16 protein-coding genes and 1 other annotated feature are annotated in these 15,117 nt (G+C 52.4%); of the genes, 1 reads left to right on the top strand and 15 read right to left on the bottom strand.

Annotation, left to right across the window (positions count from 1 at the left end):
- Nucleotides 1–16: 16 nt before the first annotated feature.
- The 5 genes from K0T92_RS02570 to lspA all read right to left on the bottom strand — a co-directional run bounded on the left by K0T92_RS02570 (nucleotide 17) and on the right by lspA (nucleotide 4,925).
- Nucleotides 17–916 (bottom strand): aspartate carbamoyltransferase catalytic subunit, encoded by a 900-nt coding sequence (locus K0T92_RS02570; protein ID WP_219870839.1) that lies wholly within the window; start codon nucleotides 914–916, stop codon nucleotides 17–19.
- A complete protein-coding gene (gene pyrR, locus K0T92_RS02575; protein ID WP_219870840.1) occupies nucleotides 913–1,491 on the bottom strand; it encodes a bifunctional pyr operon transcriptional regulator/uracil phosphoribosyltransferase PyrR in 579 nt (192 codons plus the stop codon). The genes K0T92_RS02570 and pyrR overlap by 4 nt, the downstream gene beginning before the upstream one ends.
- 311 nt (nucleotides 1,492–1,802) lie before the next feature.
- Nucleotides 1,803–3,038 (bottom strand): LL-diaminopimelate aminotransferase, encoded by a 1,236-nt coding sequence (locus K0T92_RS02580; RefSeq protein WP_219870841.1) that lies wholly within the window; start codon nucleotides 3,036–3,038, stop codon nucleotides 1,803–1,805.
- A gap of 434 nt (nucleotides 3,039–3,472) precedes the next feature.
- Nucleotides 3,473–4,453: an RluA family pseudouridine synthase gene (locus K0T92_RS02585; RefSeq protein ID WP_219870842.1), complete on the bottom strand. Its 981-nt coding sequence runs from the start codon at nucleotides 4,451–4,453 to the stop codon at nucleotides 3,473–3,475.
- Nucleotides 4,395–4,925: a signal peptidase II gene (gene lspA, locus K0T92_RS02590; RefSeq protein ID WP_343223614.1), complete on the bottom strand. Its 531-nt coding sequence runs from the start codon at nucleotides 4,923–4,925 to the stop codon at nucleotides 4,395–4,397. Before lspA ends, K0T92_RS02585 begins: the two co-directional genes overlap by 59 nt.
- A gap of 170 nt (nucleotides 4,926–5,095) precedes the next feature.
- Here lspA and K0T92_RS02595 point away from each other — a divergent pair, with 170 nt between their 5' ends.
- Nucleotides 5,096–5,809: a TraR/DksA C4-type zinc finger protein gene (locus tag K0T92_RS02595; protein WP_219870844.1), complete on the top strand. Its 714-nt coding sequence runs from the start codon at nucleotides 5,096–5,098 to the stop codon at nucleotides 5,807–5,809.
- A 24-nt stretch (nucleotides 5,810–5,833) separates the two neighbouring features.
- Here the strand turns inward: K0T92_RS02595 and K0T92_RS02600 are convergent, their stop codons facing one another.
- The 10 genes from K0T92_RS02600 to sigG all read right to left on the bottom strand — a co-directional run bounded on the left by K0T92_RS02600 (nucleotide 5,834) and on the right by sigG (nucleotide 14,975).
- On the bottom strand, nucleotides 5,834–6,130 hold the full coding sequence (locus K0T92_RS02600; protein WP_246627863.1) for a DUF5665 domain-containing protein: 297 nt from the start codon (nucleotides 6,128–6,130) through the stop codon (nucleotides 5,834–5,836).
- A 175-nt stretch (nucleotides 6,131–6,305) separates the two neighbouring features.
- Nucleotides 6,306–9,401, bottom strand: a complete 3,096-nt coding sequence (gene ileS, locus K0T92_RS02605; protein ID WP_219870846.1) for an isoleucine--tRNA ligase — start codon at nucleotides 9,399–9,401, stop codon at nucleotides 6,306–6,308.
- 59 nt (nucleotides 9,402–9,460) lie between these two features.
- Nucleotides 9,461–9,780, bottom strand: a binding site (T-box leader).
- Nucleotides 9,781–9,852: 72 nt separating this feature from the next.
- Entirely contained in the window at nucleotides 9,853–10,353 is a 501-nt protein-coding gene (locus K0T92_RS02610; protein ID WP_219870847.1) for a DivIVA domain-containing protein, read from the bottom strand.
- Nucleotides 10,354–10,506: 153 nt separating this feature from the next.
- Nucleotides 10,507–11,289 (bottom strand): YlmH family RNA-binding protein, encoded by a 783-nt coding sequence (locus K0T92_RS02615; RefSeq protein ID WP_219870848.1) that lies wholly within the window; start codon nucleotides 11,287–11,289, stop codon nucleotides 10,507–10,509.
- Nucleotides 11,289–11,555 carry a YggT family protein gene (locus tag K0T92_RS02620; RefSeq protein ID WP_219870849.1) on the bottom strand — a complete coding sequence of 89 codons (267 nt, stop codon included), beginning with the start codon at nucleotides 11,553–11,555 and terminating at the stop codon, nucleotides 11,289–11,291. The genes K0T92_RS02615 and K0T92_RS02620 overlap by 1 nt, the downstream gene beginning before the upstream one ends.
- A 7-nt stretch (nucleotides 11,556–11,562) precedes the next feature.
- On the bottom strand, nucleotides 11,563–12,015 hold the full coding sequence (locus K0T92_RS02625; RefSeq protein ID WP_219870850.1) for a cell division protein SepF: 453 nt from the start codon (nucleotides 12,013–12,015) through the stop codon (nucleotides 11,563–11,565).
- Nucleotides 12,012–12,740 (bottom strand): YggS family pyridoxal phosphate-dependent enzyme, encoded by a 729-nt coding sequence (locus K0T92_RS02630; protein WP_219870851.1) that lies wholly within the window; start codon nucleotides 12,738–12,740, stop codon nucleotides 12,012–12,014. The genes K0T92_RS02625 and K0T92_RS02630 overlap by 4 nt, the downstream gene beginning before the upstream one ends.
- On the bottom strand, nucleotides 12,737–13,612 hold the full coding sequence (pgeF, locus tag K0T92_RS02635; protein WP_219870852.1) for a peptidoglycan editing factor PgeF: 876 nt from the start codon (nucleotides 13,610–13,612) through the stop codon (nucleotides 12,737–12,739). Before pgeF ends, K0T92_RS02630 begins: the two co-directional genes overlap by 4 nt.
- A gap of 97 nt (nucleotides 13,613–13,709) precedes the next feature.
- A complete protein-coding gene (locus K0T92_RS02640; protein ID WP_219870853.1) occupies nucleotides 13,710–13,988 on the bottom strand; it encodes a PRC-barrel domain-containing protein in 279 nt (92 codons plus the stop codon).
- A gap of 204 nt (nucleotides 13,989–14,192) precedes the next feature.
- Entirely contained in the window at nucleotides 14,193–14,975 is a 783-nt protein-coding gene (sigG, locus tag K0T92_RS02645) for an RNA polymerase sporulation sigma factor SigG (protein WP_219870854.1), read from the bottom strand.
- Nucleotides 14,976–15,117: the final 142 nt, after the last annotated feature.

Consider the following 15,117-nt stretch of genomic DNA (forward strand, 5'->3'; position numbering starts at 1 on the left):
AGCGATTCTGGTTCGTTTATACTAGCGCCCGCTCGATAACAGCCATCCGAACTGGCACGCCGTTCTCCATTTGCGGGAAGATGCGGGACTGCGGATGCTCGACTAGCTCATCGTCAATCTCGACATTCCGGTTGATCGGTGCAGGGTGCATAATGATCGCATGCGGCGCCAATCGTTGCGCCCGCTCCACGGTAAGCCCGTAATGCTCGCGATAATCTTCAGCTGACTTGATCATCCCGTTCTCATGGCGTTCAAGCTGCACGCGAAGCATCATAATGACATCTGCCTTCAATGCTTCTTCCATTGAGATATATTCCGCAGCGAGATCGGCTGCAACCATATTCGGCGGTGCGCAGAAGCGCACTTGAACTCCCAGCTTCTGCAGCGCCCACAGGTTGGAGCGCGCTACCCTGCTGTGCAGGATGTCGCCGACAATTGCAACGGTCAGCCCTTTAAGCTCTCCGAAATGCTTGCGCATCGTATAGATATCAAGCAAAGCTTGGGTCGGATGTTCATTATTGCCGTCACCGGCATTAATAAGCGGCACCTTGATTTTTGTAGCAAGATCGGCCAGCACTCCAATTGGCTTGAGGCGGATAACGCCTGCATCAATCCCCATCGATTCCAGCGTGCGCACCGTATCGTAGATGGATTCGCCCTTCTGTACGCTGGAGACTGCTGCTGAGAAGTTAAGCACTTCTGCGCCAAGCCGTTTCTCCGCAACCTCGAAGGAGAATCTCGTCCGCGTGCTGTTCTCGAAGAACATATTGGCCACAAACTTGCCCTGCAGCACCGGCTTCACTTTATCCGGCTGCGCTTCCCAGTAAGCTGCGCGATCAAGTATCGATATAATTTCTTCCTTGCTTAAATCCTTTAGTCCAAGCAAGCTGCGTTGTTTCAAAGTTGTAATGGTCATCCTGTCTGCCCCCTCTGATGGATTATAGTGACTTGATCTTCATCATCCACTTCTTGCAGCGACACGACAATTTGCTCCTGCTTGGAGGTCGGTACATTCTTGCCCACATAATCCGGACGGATGGGCAGCTCGCGATGTCCGCGGTCAACGAGTACCGCCAGTTGAATATTTTGCGGCCGGCCGCAGTCCATCAGCGCGTCCATCGCAGCTCTTATCGTTCGTCCGGTGTACAGCACATCGTCGAACAATATTACCCGCTTGTCCTGTACGTTCGTCGGCTTGACTATGGTGTCCGGTCCCGATTGGGAGGGCGCTGCGCCCTCCCCCCCAGCCTTCACAGCTTTGCGGTCGTCACGGTAAGAGGTAATGTCCAGCTCATGCACATCAACGGGACGTCCTTCAATTTCATGAATCCGCTCCGCCAGCCGTTCCGCGAGATAGATGCCCCGGGTACGGATCCCGATCAGGACGCAGTCGTCGATGCCTTTGTTCTTCTCGACAATTTCATGCGCGATTCGAGTAAGCGCCCGGCGGATCGCTGTCTCGTCCATGATGATCCGATGTTCCTCATCCATGTGCGTTGTCCGCCTCCTCCAGCCCAAACGAGCTACATTCACACAAAAAAACTCCTTGCGGGCAAGCGCAAGGAGTGCGTAATTCACATGAATCACACGCTGGAGTTCAGACAAGCACCGCTTGCGCGCAAGGCGCCAGCGGTCCGTCCAATCTATTCGCGGGATTCAATTATTCACGCTACCTTGCCAGCCTCTCTGGACTGAGTTAAAGGTACTGCTGTTTATCAAAAGAATTATCCCACGTTCGACATTTGATGTCAATACTTCGCGATTAATTACTTGCACACTTCTGCCGAAGCTGCCGCCGCCACTTACAGGCTCAGCTTTGTAATCCGTTCTACTGCCTTCTCCGTATTCTCAAGGCTTCCGAACGCTGTCAAGCGGAAGTAGCCTTGACCGCTCTGACCGAAACCAACGCCAGGTGTTCCGACAATGTTGGCTTCAGACAGCAGCTTATCGAAGAATGCCCATGAATCCAGGCCATTTGGCGTTTTGAGCCAGATGTAAGGCGCGTTAACACCGCCGAATACTTCAAGGCCAAGAGAAGCCAGACCGTCACGGATAATCCGCGCATTCGTCATATAGTAGTCAACGATGGATGCAATTTGCGCTTTGCCTTCCGGTGTGTAGATCGCTGCTGCTCCACGCTGCGTTACATAAGATACACCATTGAACTTGGTCGTATGGCGGCGGTTCCACAGATCATTGACTTTTACGGTATTGCCGCCCGCATCCTTCGCTTGCACCTCACGCGGTACAACCGTATAAGCACAGCGAACACCCGTGAAGCCAGCCGTCTTGGAGAAGCTGCGGAATTCGATCGCGACCTCGCGTGCGCCTTCGATCTCATAAATGCTGCGCGGAACGTCCTTCTCTTGAATGAACGCCTCATAAGCCGAATCGTAGAGAATGATGCAATCATTCGCTTTGGCATAATCAACCCAGCGCTTGAGCTCTTCCTTCGTGAGCGTCATGCCTGTCGGATTGTTCGGGTAACAGAGATAGATCAGGTCCACCTTGCGGTCCGGAAGGCTTGGCGTGAAGTTGTTCTCTGCGCTGCAAGGCAGATATACAATGTTCTCGTACCGGTTCGTTTCCTTGTTAAATTTGCCTGAACGGCCTGCCATAACGTTCGTATCTACATAAACCGGATATACAGGATCTTGAACAGCTACAATCGCATCCTGGCTGAAGATCTCCTGAATATTGCCGACATCGCACTTGGAGCCATCGCTGACGAACACTTCATTGCTTGCAATATCGATGCCGCGAGCCTTGTAGTCATTCTCGATGATCGCTTGTACGAGAAAATCATAGCCTTGCTCCGGTCCGTAGCCACGGAACGAGCCCGGACTTGCCAATTCGTCAACCGCAGCATGCATCGCCTTCACGACTGCTTCAGGCAGTCCGCGCGTTACGTCGCCAATGCCGAGGCTAATAATGCCGGCATTCGGATTCTCCTCCATAAACTTGGTGCGTCTTTTCGCAATTTCTGAGAACAGGTAGCTTCCTTGCAGCTCTGTATAATAATGATTGATTTGTGTCATTTGTATTTTCTCACCTTTCTATGGCTTATTTTTTGGCTCACTACGAAAATCAGTGGTTGACGGCCGTGAACCGTGCCGCTGCGGGTTCGGAGGGCTCTTCCGATCGCTGTTAAAGCCCGATTACTTAATTGCACGGTGATCATAGGTCGAAATCGGGCTTTAAAGGCGAACACTGCCGTTTCTCCAGAATCCCTCCGACCCTCCGCTCTGTTCGCACGCAAGTCATCCCCTGATTTAAAGATTGAGCCTGATTTTTTTTCATGCAACAATTGCTTTCATCATAACGCACTTCAGCAATTCAACATAATAAAGAAAATGGCCAAAAGTTTGCACTTTTGACCATTTCTCAATTTGAATCAGCTGTCGATTCATGGGCACGCCAACATCGGCTTACCGCTGCCGCTGCTGAACGCACGCTCTCCCGCCATGCCCGGCTAGCGGGATCTAAGTATCGCCAGCTCCCGCTCCATGTCCTCCGGAATCGGAGCCTCCAGCAGAATATCGGCACCTGTGCGCGGATGTACAAAACCAAGAACGGCCGCATGCAGCGCCTGTCCTTTCAGACCGATTGTTTTGTTCCGTCCATATACAGGATCTCCAGCAAGCGGGTATCCGATGTATTTCATATGGACACGAATTTGATGGGTGCGCCCGGTCTCCAGCTGCAGCTCCAGCAATGTGAAATCGCCGCCGATCCGCTCAACAACTGCAAAATGCGTCACCGCATGCTTGCTGCCGCGGTCTGTAACCGTGAACAGCTTGCGGTCATGCGGATCACGCCCGATTGGCGCATCGACCGTTCCATGCTCATGCGGCACATTGCCATGAACGAGCGCCATATACTTCCGCGTCACGGTATGTGCTTTCAACTGCTCGGCGAGCGAGGCATGCGCCAGATCATTCTTGGCCGCCATGATGAGGCCGGAGGTATCCTTGTCGATCCGGTGCACAATACCAGGACGCATCACGCCATTAATGCCGGACAAATCGTTGCAGTGATGCATAAGCGCATTAACAACGGTTCCCGAATAATGGCCCAGAGCAGGGTGCACCACCATGCCCCTTGGCTTATTGATGACGATAACGTCGCTATCCTCATACACCACATCGAGCGGAATATCCTCCGCTTCAATTACGGCTGTAACCGGCTCGGGAATAACAACCGTCAACGTATCCGCTGCCGCGATCTTGTAATTGGCCTTCACTTGCCGTCCATTCACCTGCACAGCGCCCGACTTTAGCCAGTCCTGCACCTGCGTTCTGGATACGGCTGCCCCGTCTTCAAGGTTGTCCGTTACGTATTTGTCAAGCCGCTGTCCGGCTTCATTCTCGCTTACGATAAATTCGAGCGTCTCCTCACTGGATCGGCTGCTGTCCTTCACGTTCTTCATGCTCATCTCGTTTATTTCGCTCATTCGAATCCCCGTTCTCATTTTTCATGGAGAGAAATGCATCCAATATAATTAGTCCTGCCCCGCATACGATACCCGAATCCGCCACATTGAAGATCGGGAACACGTAGCTTCCGAAAGTGAATTGCAGAAAATCAACAACTTCCCCGTACAGCGCCCGGTCAAGAAAATTCCCGAAGGCTCCGCCCAGTACAAGCCCTAAGCCGATCAACAGCATCGTTTTGCCGGAATTCCGGTTCGTATATATATACCAGACAATACCTGTGACGACAAGAAGTGTAATACAGATAAAAAATACCGTCTGCTCCTGCAAAATGCCAAAGGCAGCGCCCTTGTTGCGGTGCGAGGTTATGATGAAGAAATCGCCCAGCACTTTAATTTTCTCACCGATTTCAAGCCCGTTCTCGATCATCTTCTTCGTTATGTAGTCAACTACAAATACAATCAAGGCAATCCAATAGTAATAAAATTTCACCTCTTCGTCCCCCTTTTCCAAACACATTGTAGCACATTCACCCTTCGTCATACTAGCAATTCCAGATCGTCCATTCATGCCCTTATGTAAAATAGAACCGAGATGCAAAAGCTAAAGGCATTACGAACCCGCACTCAGAGAAATGACAGAAAGGAAGTGCAGCTTAGCTTATGTCCCATCTTAGCCATAAACAGGTCCTTCATCTGCGCAGACGTCTGGAATCCGACAAAAATGATACAGAGAAACGGCTGGCAAGCAGCGAGCATTATGGACTGGCTTCCTCACAGAGAGATGAAACGGGAGAATTATCCACGATTGACAACCATCCTGCGGATATCGCAACCGAACTGTATGAGCGCGGCAAAGATATTGCGCTGCTGGAGCAGGAGGATCTGCGCCTTAGCCGGATTGACGCCGCATTATCCGCCATGGACAATGGCGAATATGGAACTTGCCTGACCTGTGGCGAGGCTATACCATATGCCCGTCTTCAAGCACTGCCTGATACCCTGTACTGCATTAATCACGCGCCAAGGCAGGAGCCGTCGGATCGCAGACCAATCGAAGAGCAGTATCTGATGCCCCCCTTTGGCCGCTCCAGCATGGATGAGCGCGAAGGCTACAACGGCTTCGATGGCGAGGACGCCTGGCAAATTGTCGAGCAATGGGGGAATTCCGACTCGCCGGCAATGTCGGAGAACCGCAATGCTGCATCCTACGATGACATCGGCATTGAAACCGATGAAGCCGATGGTTATGTGGAGCCGTTAGAGAGCTTCCTGGCAACCGATATAACAGGCACCCACGTGTGCGTCATCCGCAACCAGGCCTATTACGATTATATGGATCATGAGGAAGGCGATCACGGGCTGGAGCAAGCATAGACTTCTGCCCCTCTCCCTATTCCATTAATATGCTTTGCCCTCCAATTGATGCTGTACAATGCGTACAATATCAGCGATGTAGTCGCCAATGATAGGCAGATTCAGGGCGCCAAGCAGTTGAAGCACATATAGAATTGTCGCGGCAAAAAACGTGAATCCAATCGCGATGCCGACACCTCTCGCTGTGCCTGCCACCAAATTGCGCCATATAAGCGAAAAAGGCCTGTTCAGCAGGTCCACATATTCCGCCATCTGTGACCGCTCCAGATCAATAGCTACCTTCTCCAGCCGATTATTAAGCGAATCTGCAATACGCCGCATCGCTGCCAGTTCTTTCTTCTCTTCAGTCATCAGCAACCTCCAGCAAGACATCAGTCCCCGGTCTTAGGGCCGGCAATAACAAACGCCCGTGCAACGCCGCAGCGGATTTGCTCCGCTTGCCGGCATTTATCGCATGGGCGTTCGTTATTTGACAGCTGTATGGTGGAGTATTCCCTTAATCGGCGATTAGAATTCCAATTTCTTTATCGCCCAATTGAACGCGCTCCATGCCTTCCCTGCTGCCGTATTCAACTCCGCTCAGCAGCACGTTCTGGAAGAGGATGTTCTCGAATGCCCGCAGCGCAGCCAGCAGCTCATCGTCTACGTCAAGCAGGAGATGAACCCGCTTCTCAATAGCAAAATCAAGCTTCTTCCGCGTATCCTGAACAGCGCGGATTACTTCGCGGACAAGGCCTTCCTGCTCCAGCTCCGGTGTAATATCCGTATTAAGCGCAACCGTCAGCTGGTTGCCGGAGGCTGAGGCGAAGCCGGACTTGGCATGCTTCTCGACGAGCAGCTCCTCCAGTACAATTGCAATGGTCTCGCCACCCTCCGCAGCATAGGCCAGCTCTCCGCGCTGAACCGTCGCCCGCGTCTCATCGGCAGTCAGCGTCTTCAAATACGCTTGAATCGGCCCTACCAGCTTGCCATACTTCTTGCCTGCGGTCTTCAAGTTCAGCTTGAAGGAGAAATCAACGAAGCCGCTGTCCCCGCTTGCAATCGTGATCGTCTTGACATTGATCTCGTCCTTAATGATGTCCTCGTAGGGAGACAATTCAAAATCGCGATCAAGCGCTACGATAAGCTCCGATAGCGGCTGACGGGTCTTGATGCCCGTTTCATTGCGGACGTTGCGGGCCAGCTCCACGATTCCGCGGGCCGTCTCCATGTCGCGCTCCAGCGTCTCGTCAATCGCCCCTTCATCCGCCACAGGATAGTCGGCCAGATGAACACTCTCGCTGCCTCCGCCCAGGTTGCTGTACACATCCTCAGCCAGCAACGGCGCGAATGGAGCAATCAGGCGAGACAGCGTGAGCAGCACCTGACGAAGCGTTCCATATGCATCCAGCTTGTCTTCGGTCAATCCGCTGCCCCAGAAGCGGTCGCGCGAGCGGCGAATGTACCAGTTGCTCATCTCGTCCACGAATGTCTCAATTACCTTGGCGGCATTCAAGAAATCATACGCGACGAGTCCCTTGTTCACTTGACGAACCAAGCTGTTCAGACGAGACACGATCCAGCGGTCCAGCTTCACGCCGGATACACGCTGGGGCTGCGTCTGCGGATCGTAGCCGTCAATGGATGCATAAAGCGCGAAGAATGCGTGTGTATTGACAATCGTATCGATCACCTTGGACTTCGCTTCGCCAACGATGCCGCGGGAGAAGCGCTTGCTGTTCCATGGCGCGCTGTCCGCCAGAAGTGCCCAGCGGAACGCATCGGTGCCGTATTCATTGATAATCTCCCATGGGTCGATAACATTTCCCTTGGACTTGGACATCTTCTGCCCATTCTCATCAAGAATATGTCCTGTGGACAATACTGCTTTATAAGGCGCCTTGCCGTTATAAAGCGTTGATACTGCCAACAGACTGAAGAACCAGCCCCGCGTCTGATCGATGCCTTCGCAGATAATGTCCGCCGGGTATTGATCCTGGAATGCCGCCTCGTTCTGGAACGGATAATGCTGCTGTGCAAAAGGCATTGAGCCGCTGTCGAACCAGACGTCGATCACTTCCGAGGTGCGTGTCATGACGCCGCCTTCACAATGCGGACAATTCAGCTTCACTTCATCGACATATGGCTTATGCAGCTCAATATCCGGCGAGATCGGCTCAACCGATCTTGCGGCAAGATCCGCTCTGCTGCCAGGCGCATGCTGCCCGCCGCAGCTCTCGCACACCCACACATTAAGCGGCGTGCCCCAGTAGCGGTTGCGGCTAATATTCCAGTCTACAAGATCCTCCAGAAATTTGCCGAAGCGCCCTTCACGCAGATGGCCGGGATACCAGTCTACTTCACTGTTATTGGCGATGAGCTGTTCTTTCACATCGGTCGTCTTGATGAACCAGCTCTCCGTCGCATAATAAAGCAGCGGTGATTTGCAGCGCCAACAGAACGGATAGCTGTGCTCATAGCGCTCCTTCGAGAAGAGCAGCGAGCGCTCGCTGAGCATTTTGACAATGTCGATGTCGCAATCCTTGACGAAGCGTCCGGCAAGCTCCGTAATCTCTTCATTGTAGCGTCCTCTGCCATCGATGACATTCAGGAAGTCGATGCCGTTCTGGCGGGCAACCTTATAGTCATCCTCACCATGTGCCGGAGCGATATGAACGATACCCGTCCCGCTCGTATCGCTGACAAAATCACCCGGAATGACCACATGAGCCTTTTCCAGCTTGGCATAGGAGAATGGCGGCTCATACTTCATACCAACCAGTTCTGCGCCCTTAACTGTAGACTGGATCTCGTATTCGCCTTTCATGACACTTTCCACCAGGCCTGCTGCCATAATGTATACTTCGCCGTCCTGCTTGACCCGCACATAGTCCAGCGCAGGATTGACAGCGAGCGCTACGTTGGCGGGCAGCGTCCATGGAGTAGTCGTCCAGGCCAGTATAGAAGCATCGGAATCGACCAGCTTGAATTTCACCGTTGCGCTCAAATCCTTGACATCCTCATAGCCCTGCGCGACCTCATGCGAGCTGAGCGTTGTCTGACAGCAAGGACAGTACGGGCTGACACGGTGGCCTCTGTAGAGGAGCCCCTTCTCATGAATGTTCGACAGAATATGCCATACACTTTCGATGTAATTGTTATCCAGCGTAATGTAGGGATCATCCATATTCGTCCAATAGCCGATCGCTTCCGTCAATTCCCGCCATTGGCGCTCATATTCGAACACACTATCCTTGCACTTCTTCACGAAAGCCTCAATGCCGTAATTCTCGATCTCCTGCTTGCCGGAGATACCGAGCTGCTTCTCCACGCCCAGCTCAACCGGCAGTCCATGCGTATCCCAGCCTGCTTTACGGACGACGCGATAGCCCGACATCGTCTTGTAGCGGCAGATGAAATCTTTAATAACCCGTCCCAGAACGTGGCCGATATGCGGCGCTCCATTCGCTGTAGGCGGACCTTCATAGAACACAAAATTCGGTTTTCCCTCGCGGTGGTCGATGGATCGCTTGAACGTATCCTCCGCCCGCCACTTTGCCAGTACTCTCAAATCACGGGCTCTTGCCCGTTCCTTCACATCCACGCGTTCCATTGCAGCCAATCCCCTTTCGCATCCCTATTCGCTGATAAAACAAAAAAAGCCCATCCCTGTAAAGGGACGAGGCTTGCTCGCGTTACCACCCTTGTTCCGATTCATGAACCGCAGCAGCCGTCATCGCATCGGATGCGAAGAGCTGCGCCATCAATCATTCGGCACCTTAGTCACGGATCTATAAATCCGCGGTCCCCGTAACGGTGGACATCCGGCAGCGCTTAGTAGGTTGCGCCAGCAGCTCGGCTGCGGCTTGCGGTTTCGGCGCGGCTTCTCAGAGAGGATATTCCGCCACGGTCTGCACACCGGCTTTCAGCACAAGGCCGGTTCTCTGGGGAGCAGTCATCATTAGCGTACTTGTTCTCGTCAACGAAATTAACTTGTTTAGCATTAATAGTTCTAGTTATACGACATTCGCAATCGATTGTCAATTCGGATCTATGAGGCCAGATTAGTCCCGCGACTGTATATGCTCGCTAGCAGCAGCGCTGCCGCCCTCAAGTGAATCCCAGCCCTCCAGGCCGAGCAGCTCAAGCTGCGCTTCGACAAGGGTCCGGAACCGTGCGCGATAGATCGAAGCTTGCTTCTTGAGCTCTTCCACTTCCAAGGCTACCTTGCGGGATTTCGCCAATGCTTCGTTAATGATGCGATCCGCATTCTTCTCCGCTTCCTTGAGAATAAGCTGCGCTTCCTTCTTGGAGTTGCTTTTCAGCTCATCTGCTGCTTCCTGGGCGACGATGATCGTTTTGCTCAGCGTTTCCTCAATGTTCGCAAAATGATTCAGCTTCTCCTGAAGCGCAAGCGATTGATTCTGCATCTCTTTATTCTCGCGAATGAGCGTCTCATAATCTTTAATCACCTGATCCAGAAACTCATTCACTTCATCTTCATCATAACCGCGCAGACGACGGCCGAATTCCTTGTTATGTATGTCCAATGGCGTAAGCGGCATTGGCGCACCTCCTAAGAGTTTTCGAAGTAAGACTTCATTCGTAAAGATAAGCTGGCTATCGCGGAATGCTGCAGCCGACCCCGCAGCACGCTGAATAAAGGCGTGATTATTCCATTTAGGATTCGACAACTCCGCACAAAATCCTGCAACCTTTTATTTAAATTTACCGATTTTGACGCGAACCCTGCCTTTTTTGCTTACACCCTCGACGTGCAGTACGCGGAATCTGCCTAATCCTTTGAACGAAATCACATCCCCGTCCTTGAGAGGAGCCGACGGATCCTCCTCCACCTTCCAGTTCACTCTGCATCTGCCGGCACGGATAGGCTCGACGATCTTGGAGCGGCTGATCCGGTATACATCGCTGGCGATTCCGTCAAGACGCAAAGAAGCCACCGACAAGTTCATTTCCTCGAGCTCCGTCTCTGCTGCCTGCAGATCGGCTAGAGGGATGATGTCCGTCAGGACATGAACCCGGTGGACTTGCCGCAAATGAATGTTCAGATAATCGGCAATCTCTTCCGCAATCAGACAATGGCAGAACTCTTCATGAACATGCAGATCGCCTATACGATCCCGTTTAATGCCAAGCCCCAGCAGCGCTCCCAAGTAATCGCCATGATCAAGCTCCAGATGCCCTTGCGATCCGCCGCTAATCTTCAGAAGCGCAATCCCTTCCGGCTCCTCATCCAGAATGCGGTAATCCGGAGCAATAATCGCACGTTGGCGCTCCGCCCCTTCATAGCCGCCCATCAGCCTGAGCTGAATATCGGGCTGGCGGTTGACCAGGCTTGCAACAATGTCTCTTTGACGCGGATCAAGGAAATCCGTTCGTTTCAGCTCATGTCCATGGGCTGCTCGCTCGATCCATTCAGACACACGATCGACGAACGGACGCTCATCCGGATGAAAATGCACATACAGCTCGTTCTTCATTACACAAAAATACCGATAATCGCGATAATCCCCATGGCCACGAACTGCAGGGCCAGCAATGCGACAATTGGTGAAATATCAAGCATGCCGCCGATCGGCGGAATAACACGTCTGAACGGCGTCAGGTAAGGCTCAACCAGCTTGCCCAGCCATTCGCCGATAAAGCTCTCTCTTGCATTAGGAAGCCACGAGAGCAGGATGTAGCCGATGATCATAATTCGGTATATACTAACTAGCGTTGTAACAAAAGATTCAACTTGATCCAACTCAAGGTCACCTCATTTTTTTGTAGTCAATCTCGTCTGCCAGCATTTCAGAAATAGCACCTTGAATTTCAACCGATTCCGGCGTGCACAGGAAAATATTAGGGCCCAGCTTCGATATGCTGCCGCTAAGCGCGTAGATCGTACCGCTCAGGAAATCCACAATCCGGACGGCCTGATCCGTGCGCACCCGCTGCAGATTCACGACAACTGACCGGCGCGAACGCAGGTGATCGGCGATTTCTTGCGCTTCATCATAGGAACGCGGCTCATTCAGAATGACACGCACGTTCTTCTGGGAATGAATGCTGACAACATTATTGCTCTTTGTTGTTTGTTTACGTGCTTCGAACGGAGAGGTTTCATGCTCTTGCTCTTCATGCTGATCTATTCTTTCACGATCAACCACTTCCTCTTCCTCCTGCAGCCCGAGAAAATTCATAAACTTGTTCATAACGCTCATATCGTATTCCTCCCAACTAGTATGGTACCAAGCCTCAGCCATGTAGCACCCTCTTCTACCGCCACCTCAAAATCGCCCGACATCCCCATCGACAATCCATTCGCCTGCTTCCTGAGTACCGCTGCGGCATTGAGCTCATCCCTAAGCTGCCGCAAGCCGCGAAATACAGGCCTAGATTCTTCCGCATCCCCATCCAATGGCGCCATCGTCATCAGCCCGATTGGTTCGATATTCGGCATATCCGCCACCACTCGCGCAAATTCCGTCAACCCCTCTGGAGCCAATCCATGCTTGCTGTCCTCGCCAGACACATTGACCTGTATGAAGCAAGGAACTACAATGCCAAGCTGCTCCGCGCGATTCTGAATCGCCCTGGCAAGCGAAGGCCTGTCCAGTGAATGTATATATGTAAATTTACCTACGACGTCCTTCACCTTGTTTGTCTGCAGCGAACCAATAAAGTGCCAGATGGCTTGTCCATCAGGAGATGACCCGCCATCTCCCTGGGCGGCAGCACCGCTGATCGCATTCCACTTGGCAGAGGCATCCTGCCACCGGTTCTCTCCTAGATGACGCAGCCCATGGCGGAGTGTCTCCTCCGTCTGCTCGATGCCGACATATTTGGTCACCGCTATAATCTCAATGTCTTCTCTGCTTCTGCCGCTGCGCAAGCATGCTTCGTAAAGCCGACGCTCTACAGTTTCAATACGCTCTGATAATGTCACGTGCGCGCTTCACCTCTTCTCATGCCAATCCAGCTTGCCATTCGCCCGGTAGCTCCTCCTTCCATACGATGGGAAAAGAAAATATCGGTCGAACAGCCGGTACACCACTCAGTCATTTCGATATTGATCGGCAAAATTCCTGCTTTTATCATAATCTGTCGGTTTATTTCTTTCAAGTTTATATGCGCTTTTCCTTCCCCCGAACCCGCCACCATGGACTCGAAAGAGGCTCCGTATCGGGATTGCTTGTCTGCAAGATCACGAACCAGCGGTTCAACACGCTCCAGAACAACGCTGTCCACCTCGTAGCAGCAGCCCCCGATCGACGGTCCGATTGCGGCGCGAATATCCTCCGCCCTGCAGCCGAATTCACGCTGCATCGCCCCGGCAGTCTCCCGGGCTATCTCGAGTACGGTGCCCTTCCATCCTGCATGTGCCAGCGCTATCACTTCTCGTACCGGATCATAATAATAGAGCGGCACACAATCGGCATAGAATGAAGCCAGCAGCACATCCTTCTCCCCTGTTATGAGCGCATCGGTATCCGCGATTGCCGTATCCCGGCTGCTGCGTCCCCTGCCACGGTCATCAATGGTTACCTTGTGAACATGGCTGCCATGCACCTGCTCCGCGCATGTCCAGGCTTCGAACGGCCATTCCAGCGCTTCGGCAACAAGCTGCCGGTTGCGCACAACGTCTTCATCGGCATCGCCAACATGCAGTCCGCAATTGAGCGATGTCCAGGGATTACTGCTGCTCCCGCCGAGACGGCTGGTGAATCCGCTCGTCAGACGGGCATCAGCATCCATCCATTTCTCTATTAAAAAAAGCGAAGGCCCCTTCGCTGCATCCATACGTCGAAAAGCTTCCATCCAGCTCTCACCTCGCCACAAGTGTACCACAGCAGCGGTCTCTCATGCGAGTGAATCCCGGATCATCACCCGCATGAGCCTAGCAACGATGAACGGGTCAGCGTGCCTGTGCCTCGTCCTCATCACCGCGGTACGCCTTCGTGTCATCGATCCGCACAAGCACAACATCAGTGCCGATCTTGACAATATTCCGCCAGGGAATGATCACATCGGTACCGCCGCCGCCGAACAGGCCGAAAAATTTTGTATAGTTCGGAACCACAATAGAATCGATCCGCCCCTGCCTAAGATCAAGCTCCAGATCACTCACTTGCCCGAGCTTGCGGCCATCCACGATATTAATAACATCCTTCGTTTGAAAATCGGATATTTTCAACTCACCGCTCACCACGTTTCCGTCAGAGTTTGCGTCCAAACACCCTTTTTTATACTATATGTTCACAATGGGCAAAATGTCCTGTCATCGCTGAAAAAGTCATCCTGAAGCTGACAAAGCACCTCCGATCCACGATTGAACGCGGGCTGGAGATGCTTCGCTTCCCGTTTAAACAAGCTAAAAAACGGCGCAGAGCGCGCCGTTTCACGATTTAACATGCTTCTGCATTTGTTGGATGGCCGATTTCTCCAGCCTGGATACCTGTGCCTGTGAGATGCCGATCTCATCGGCTACCTCCATTTGGGTTTTACCTTCGAAGAACCGCATGGACAATATCATTTTTTCCCGGTCATTGAGCTTCTGCATCGCTTCGCGCAGCGCGATCTCTTCGATCCAGGAGACATCCTTGTTCTTGTCATCGCTGATCTGGTCCATGACATAGATGGGATCGCCTCCGTCATGATAAATCGGTTCGAACAATGAGACCGGGTCTTGAATCGCATCAAGCGCGAACACTACGTCCTCCTTAGGAACGTTAAGCGCTTCGGATATTTCCAGAATCGTCGGCTCTCTTGAGTTTCTGTTCGTCAAGCTATCCCGCACCTGCAGCGCCTTGTATGCGATATCCCGCAAGCTGCGAGAGACGCGGATCGGGTTGTTGTCCCGAAGATAGCGGCGGATTTCACCGATAATCATCGGCACCGCATAAGTCGAAAATTTCACATTCTGGCCCAGATCGAAGTTATCGATCGCCTTCATCAATCCAATACAGCCCACTTGAAACAGGTCATCGACAAATTCTCCTCGGTTATTGAAGCGTTGAATGACGCTCAGCACCAATCGCAAATTACCATTGACCAATTTCTCTCTTGCCGCCCATTCATTGTTCGTTTGTAATGCGGTGAACAGCTCTCGCATTTCAGCATTAGTCAAAACAGGCAGTTTCGCGGTATCCACTCCACAAATCTCGACTTTGTTTCGGGTCAACGTGATTACCTCCCAAGGAGAAACATTAATGTACAGTATCTCCCCGTCCCCCCATTTTATTCCGAAATAAAAACGGCCCCTCCGCTGGAATAAAAGCCGGAAAAGCCGTTTCTGTCGCTGCTTGTCAGTACTGGCAGCGCTC

Origin of the sequence: Paenibacillus oenotherae (genome assembly GCF_019443105.1) — a bacterium.
Lineage (GTDB): Bacteria > Bacillota > Bacilli > Paenibacillales > Paenibacillaceae > Paenibacillus_Z > Paenibacillus_Z oenotherae.

What these genes read in the sequence shown, in the direction of transcription:
- K0T92_RS02570 (WP_219870839.1), bottom strand. Translation starts at nt 916, where the DNA reads ATGACCATTACAACTTTGAAACAACGCAGCTTGCTTGGACTAAAGGAT.
- pyrR (WP_219870840.1), bottom strand. Translation starts at nt 1,491, where the DNA reads ATGGATGAGGAACATCGGATCATCATGGACGAGACAGCGATCCGCCGG.
- K0T92_RS02580 (WP_219870841.1), bottom strand. Translation starts at nt 3,038, where the DNA reads ATGACACAAATCAATCATTATTATACAGAGCTGCAAGGAAGCTACCTG.
- K0T92_RS02585 (WP_219870842.1), bottom strand. Translation starts at nt 4,453, where the DNA reads ATGAGCGAAATAAACGAGATGAGCATGAAGAACGTGAAGGACAGCAGC.
- K0T92_RS02595 (WP_219870844.1), top strand. Translation starts at nt 5,096, where the DNA reads ATGTCCCATCTTAGCCATAAACAGGTCCTTCATCTGCGCAGACGTCTG.
- K0T92_RS02600 (WP_246627863.1), bottom strand. Translation starts at nt 6,130, where the DNA reads ATGCGGCGTATTGCAGATTCGCTTAATAATCGGCTGGAGAAGGTAGCT.
- ileS (WP_219870846.1), bottom strand. Translation starts at nt 9,401, where the DNA reads ATGGAACGCGTGGATGTGAAGGAACGGGCAAGAGCCCGTGATTTGAGA.
- K0T92_RS02610 (WP_219870847.1), bottom strand. Translation starts at nt 10,353, where the DNA reads ATGCCGCTTACGCCATTGGACATACATAACAAGGAATTCGGCCGTCGT.
- K0T92_RS02615 (WP_219870848.1), bottom strand. Translation starts at nt 11,289, where the DNA reads ATGAAGAACGAGCTGTATGTGCATTTTCATCCGGATGAGCGTCCGTTC.
- K0T92_RS02625 (WP_219870850.1), bottom strand. Translation starts at nt 12,015, where the DNA reads ATGAGCGTTATGAACAAGTTTATGAATTTTCTCGGGCTGCAGGAGGAA.
- pgeF (WP_219870852.1), bottom strand. Translation starts at nt 13,612, where the DNA reads ATGGAAGCTTTTCGACGTATGGATGCAGCGAAGGGGCCTTCGCTTTTT.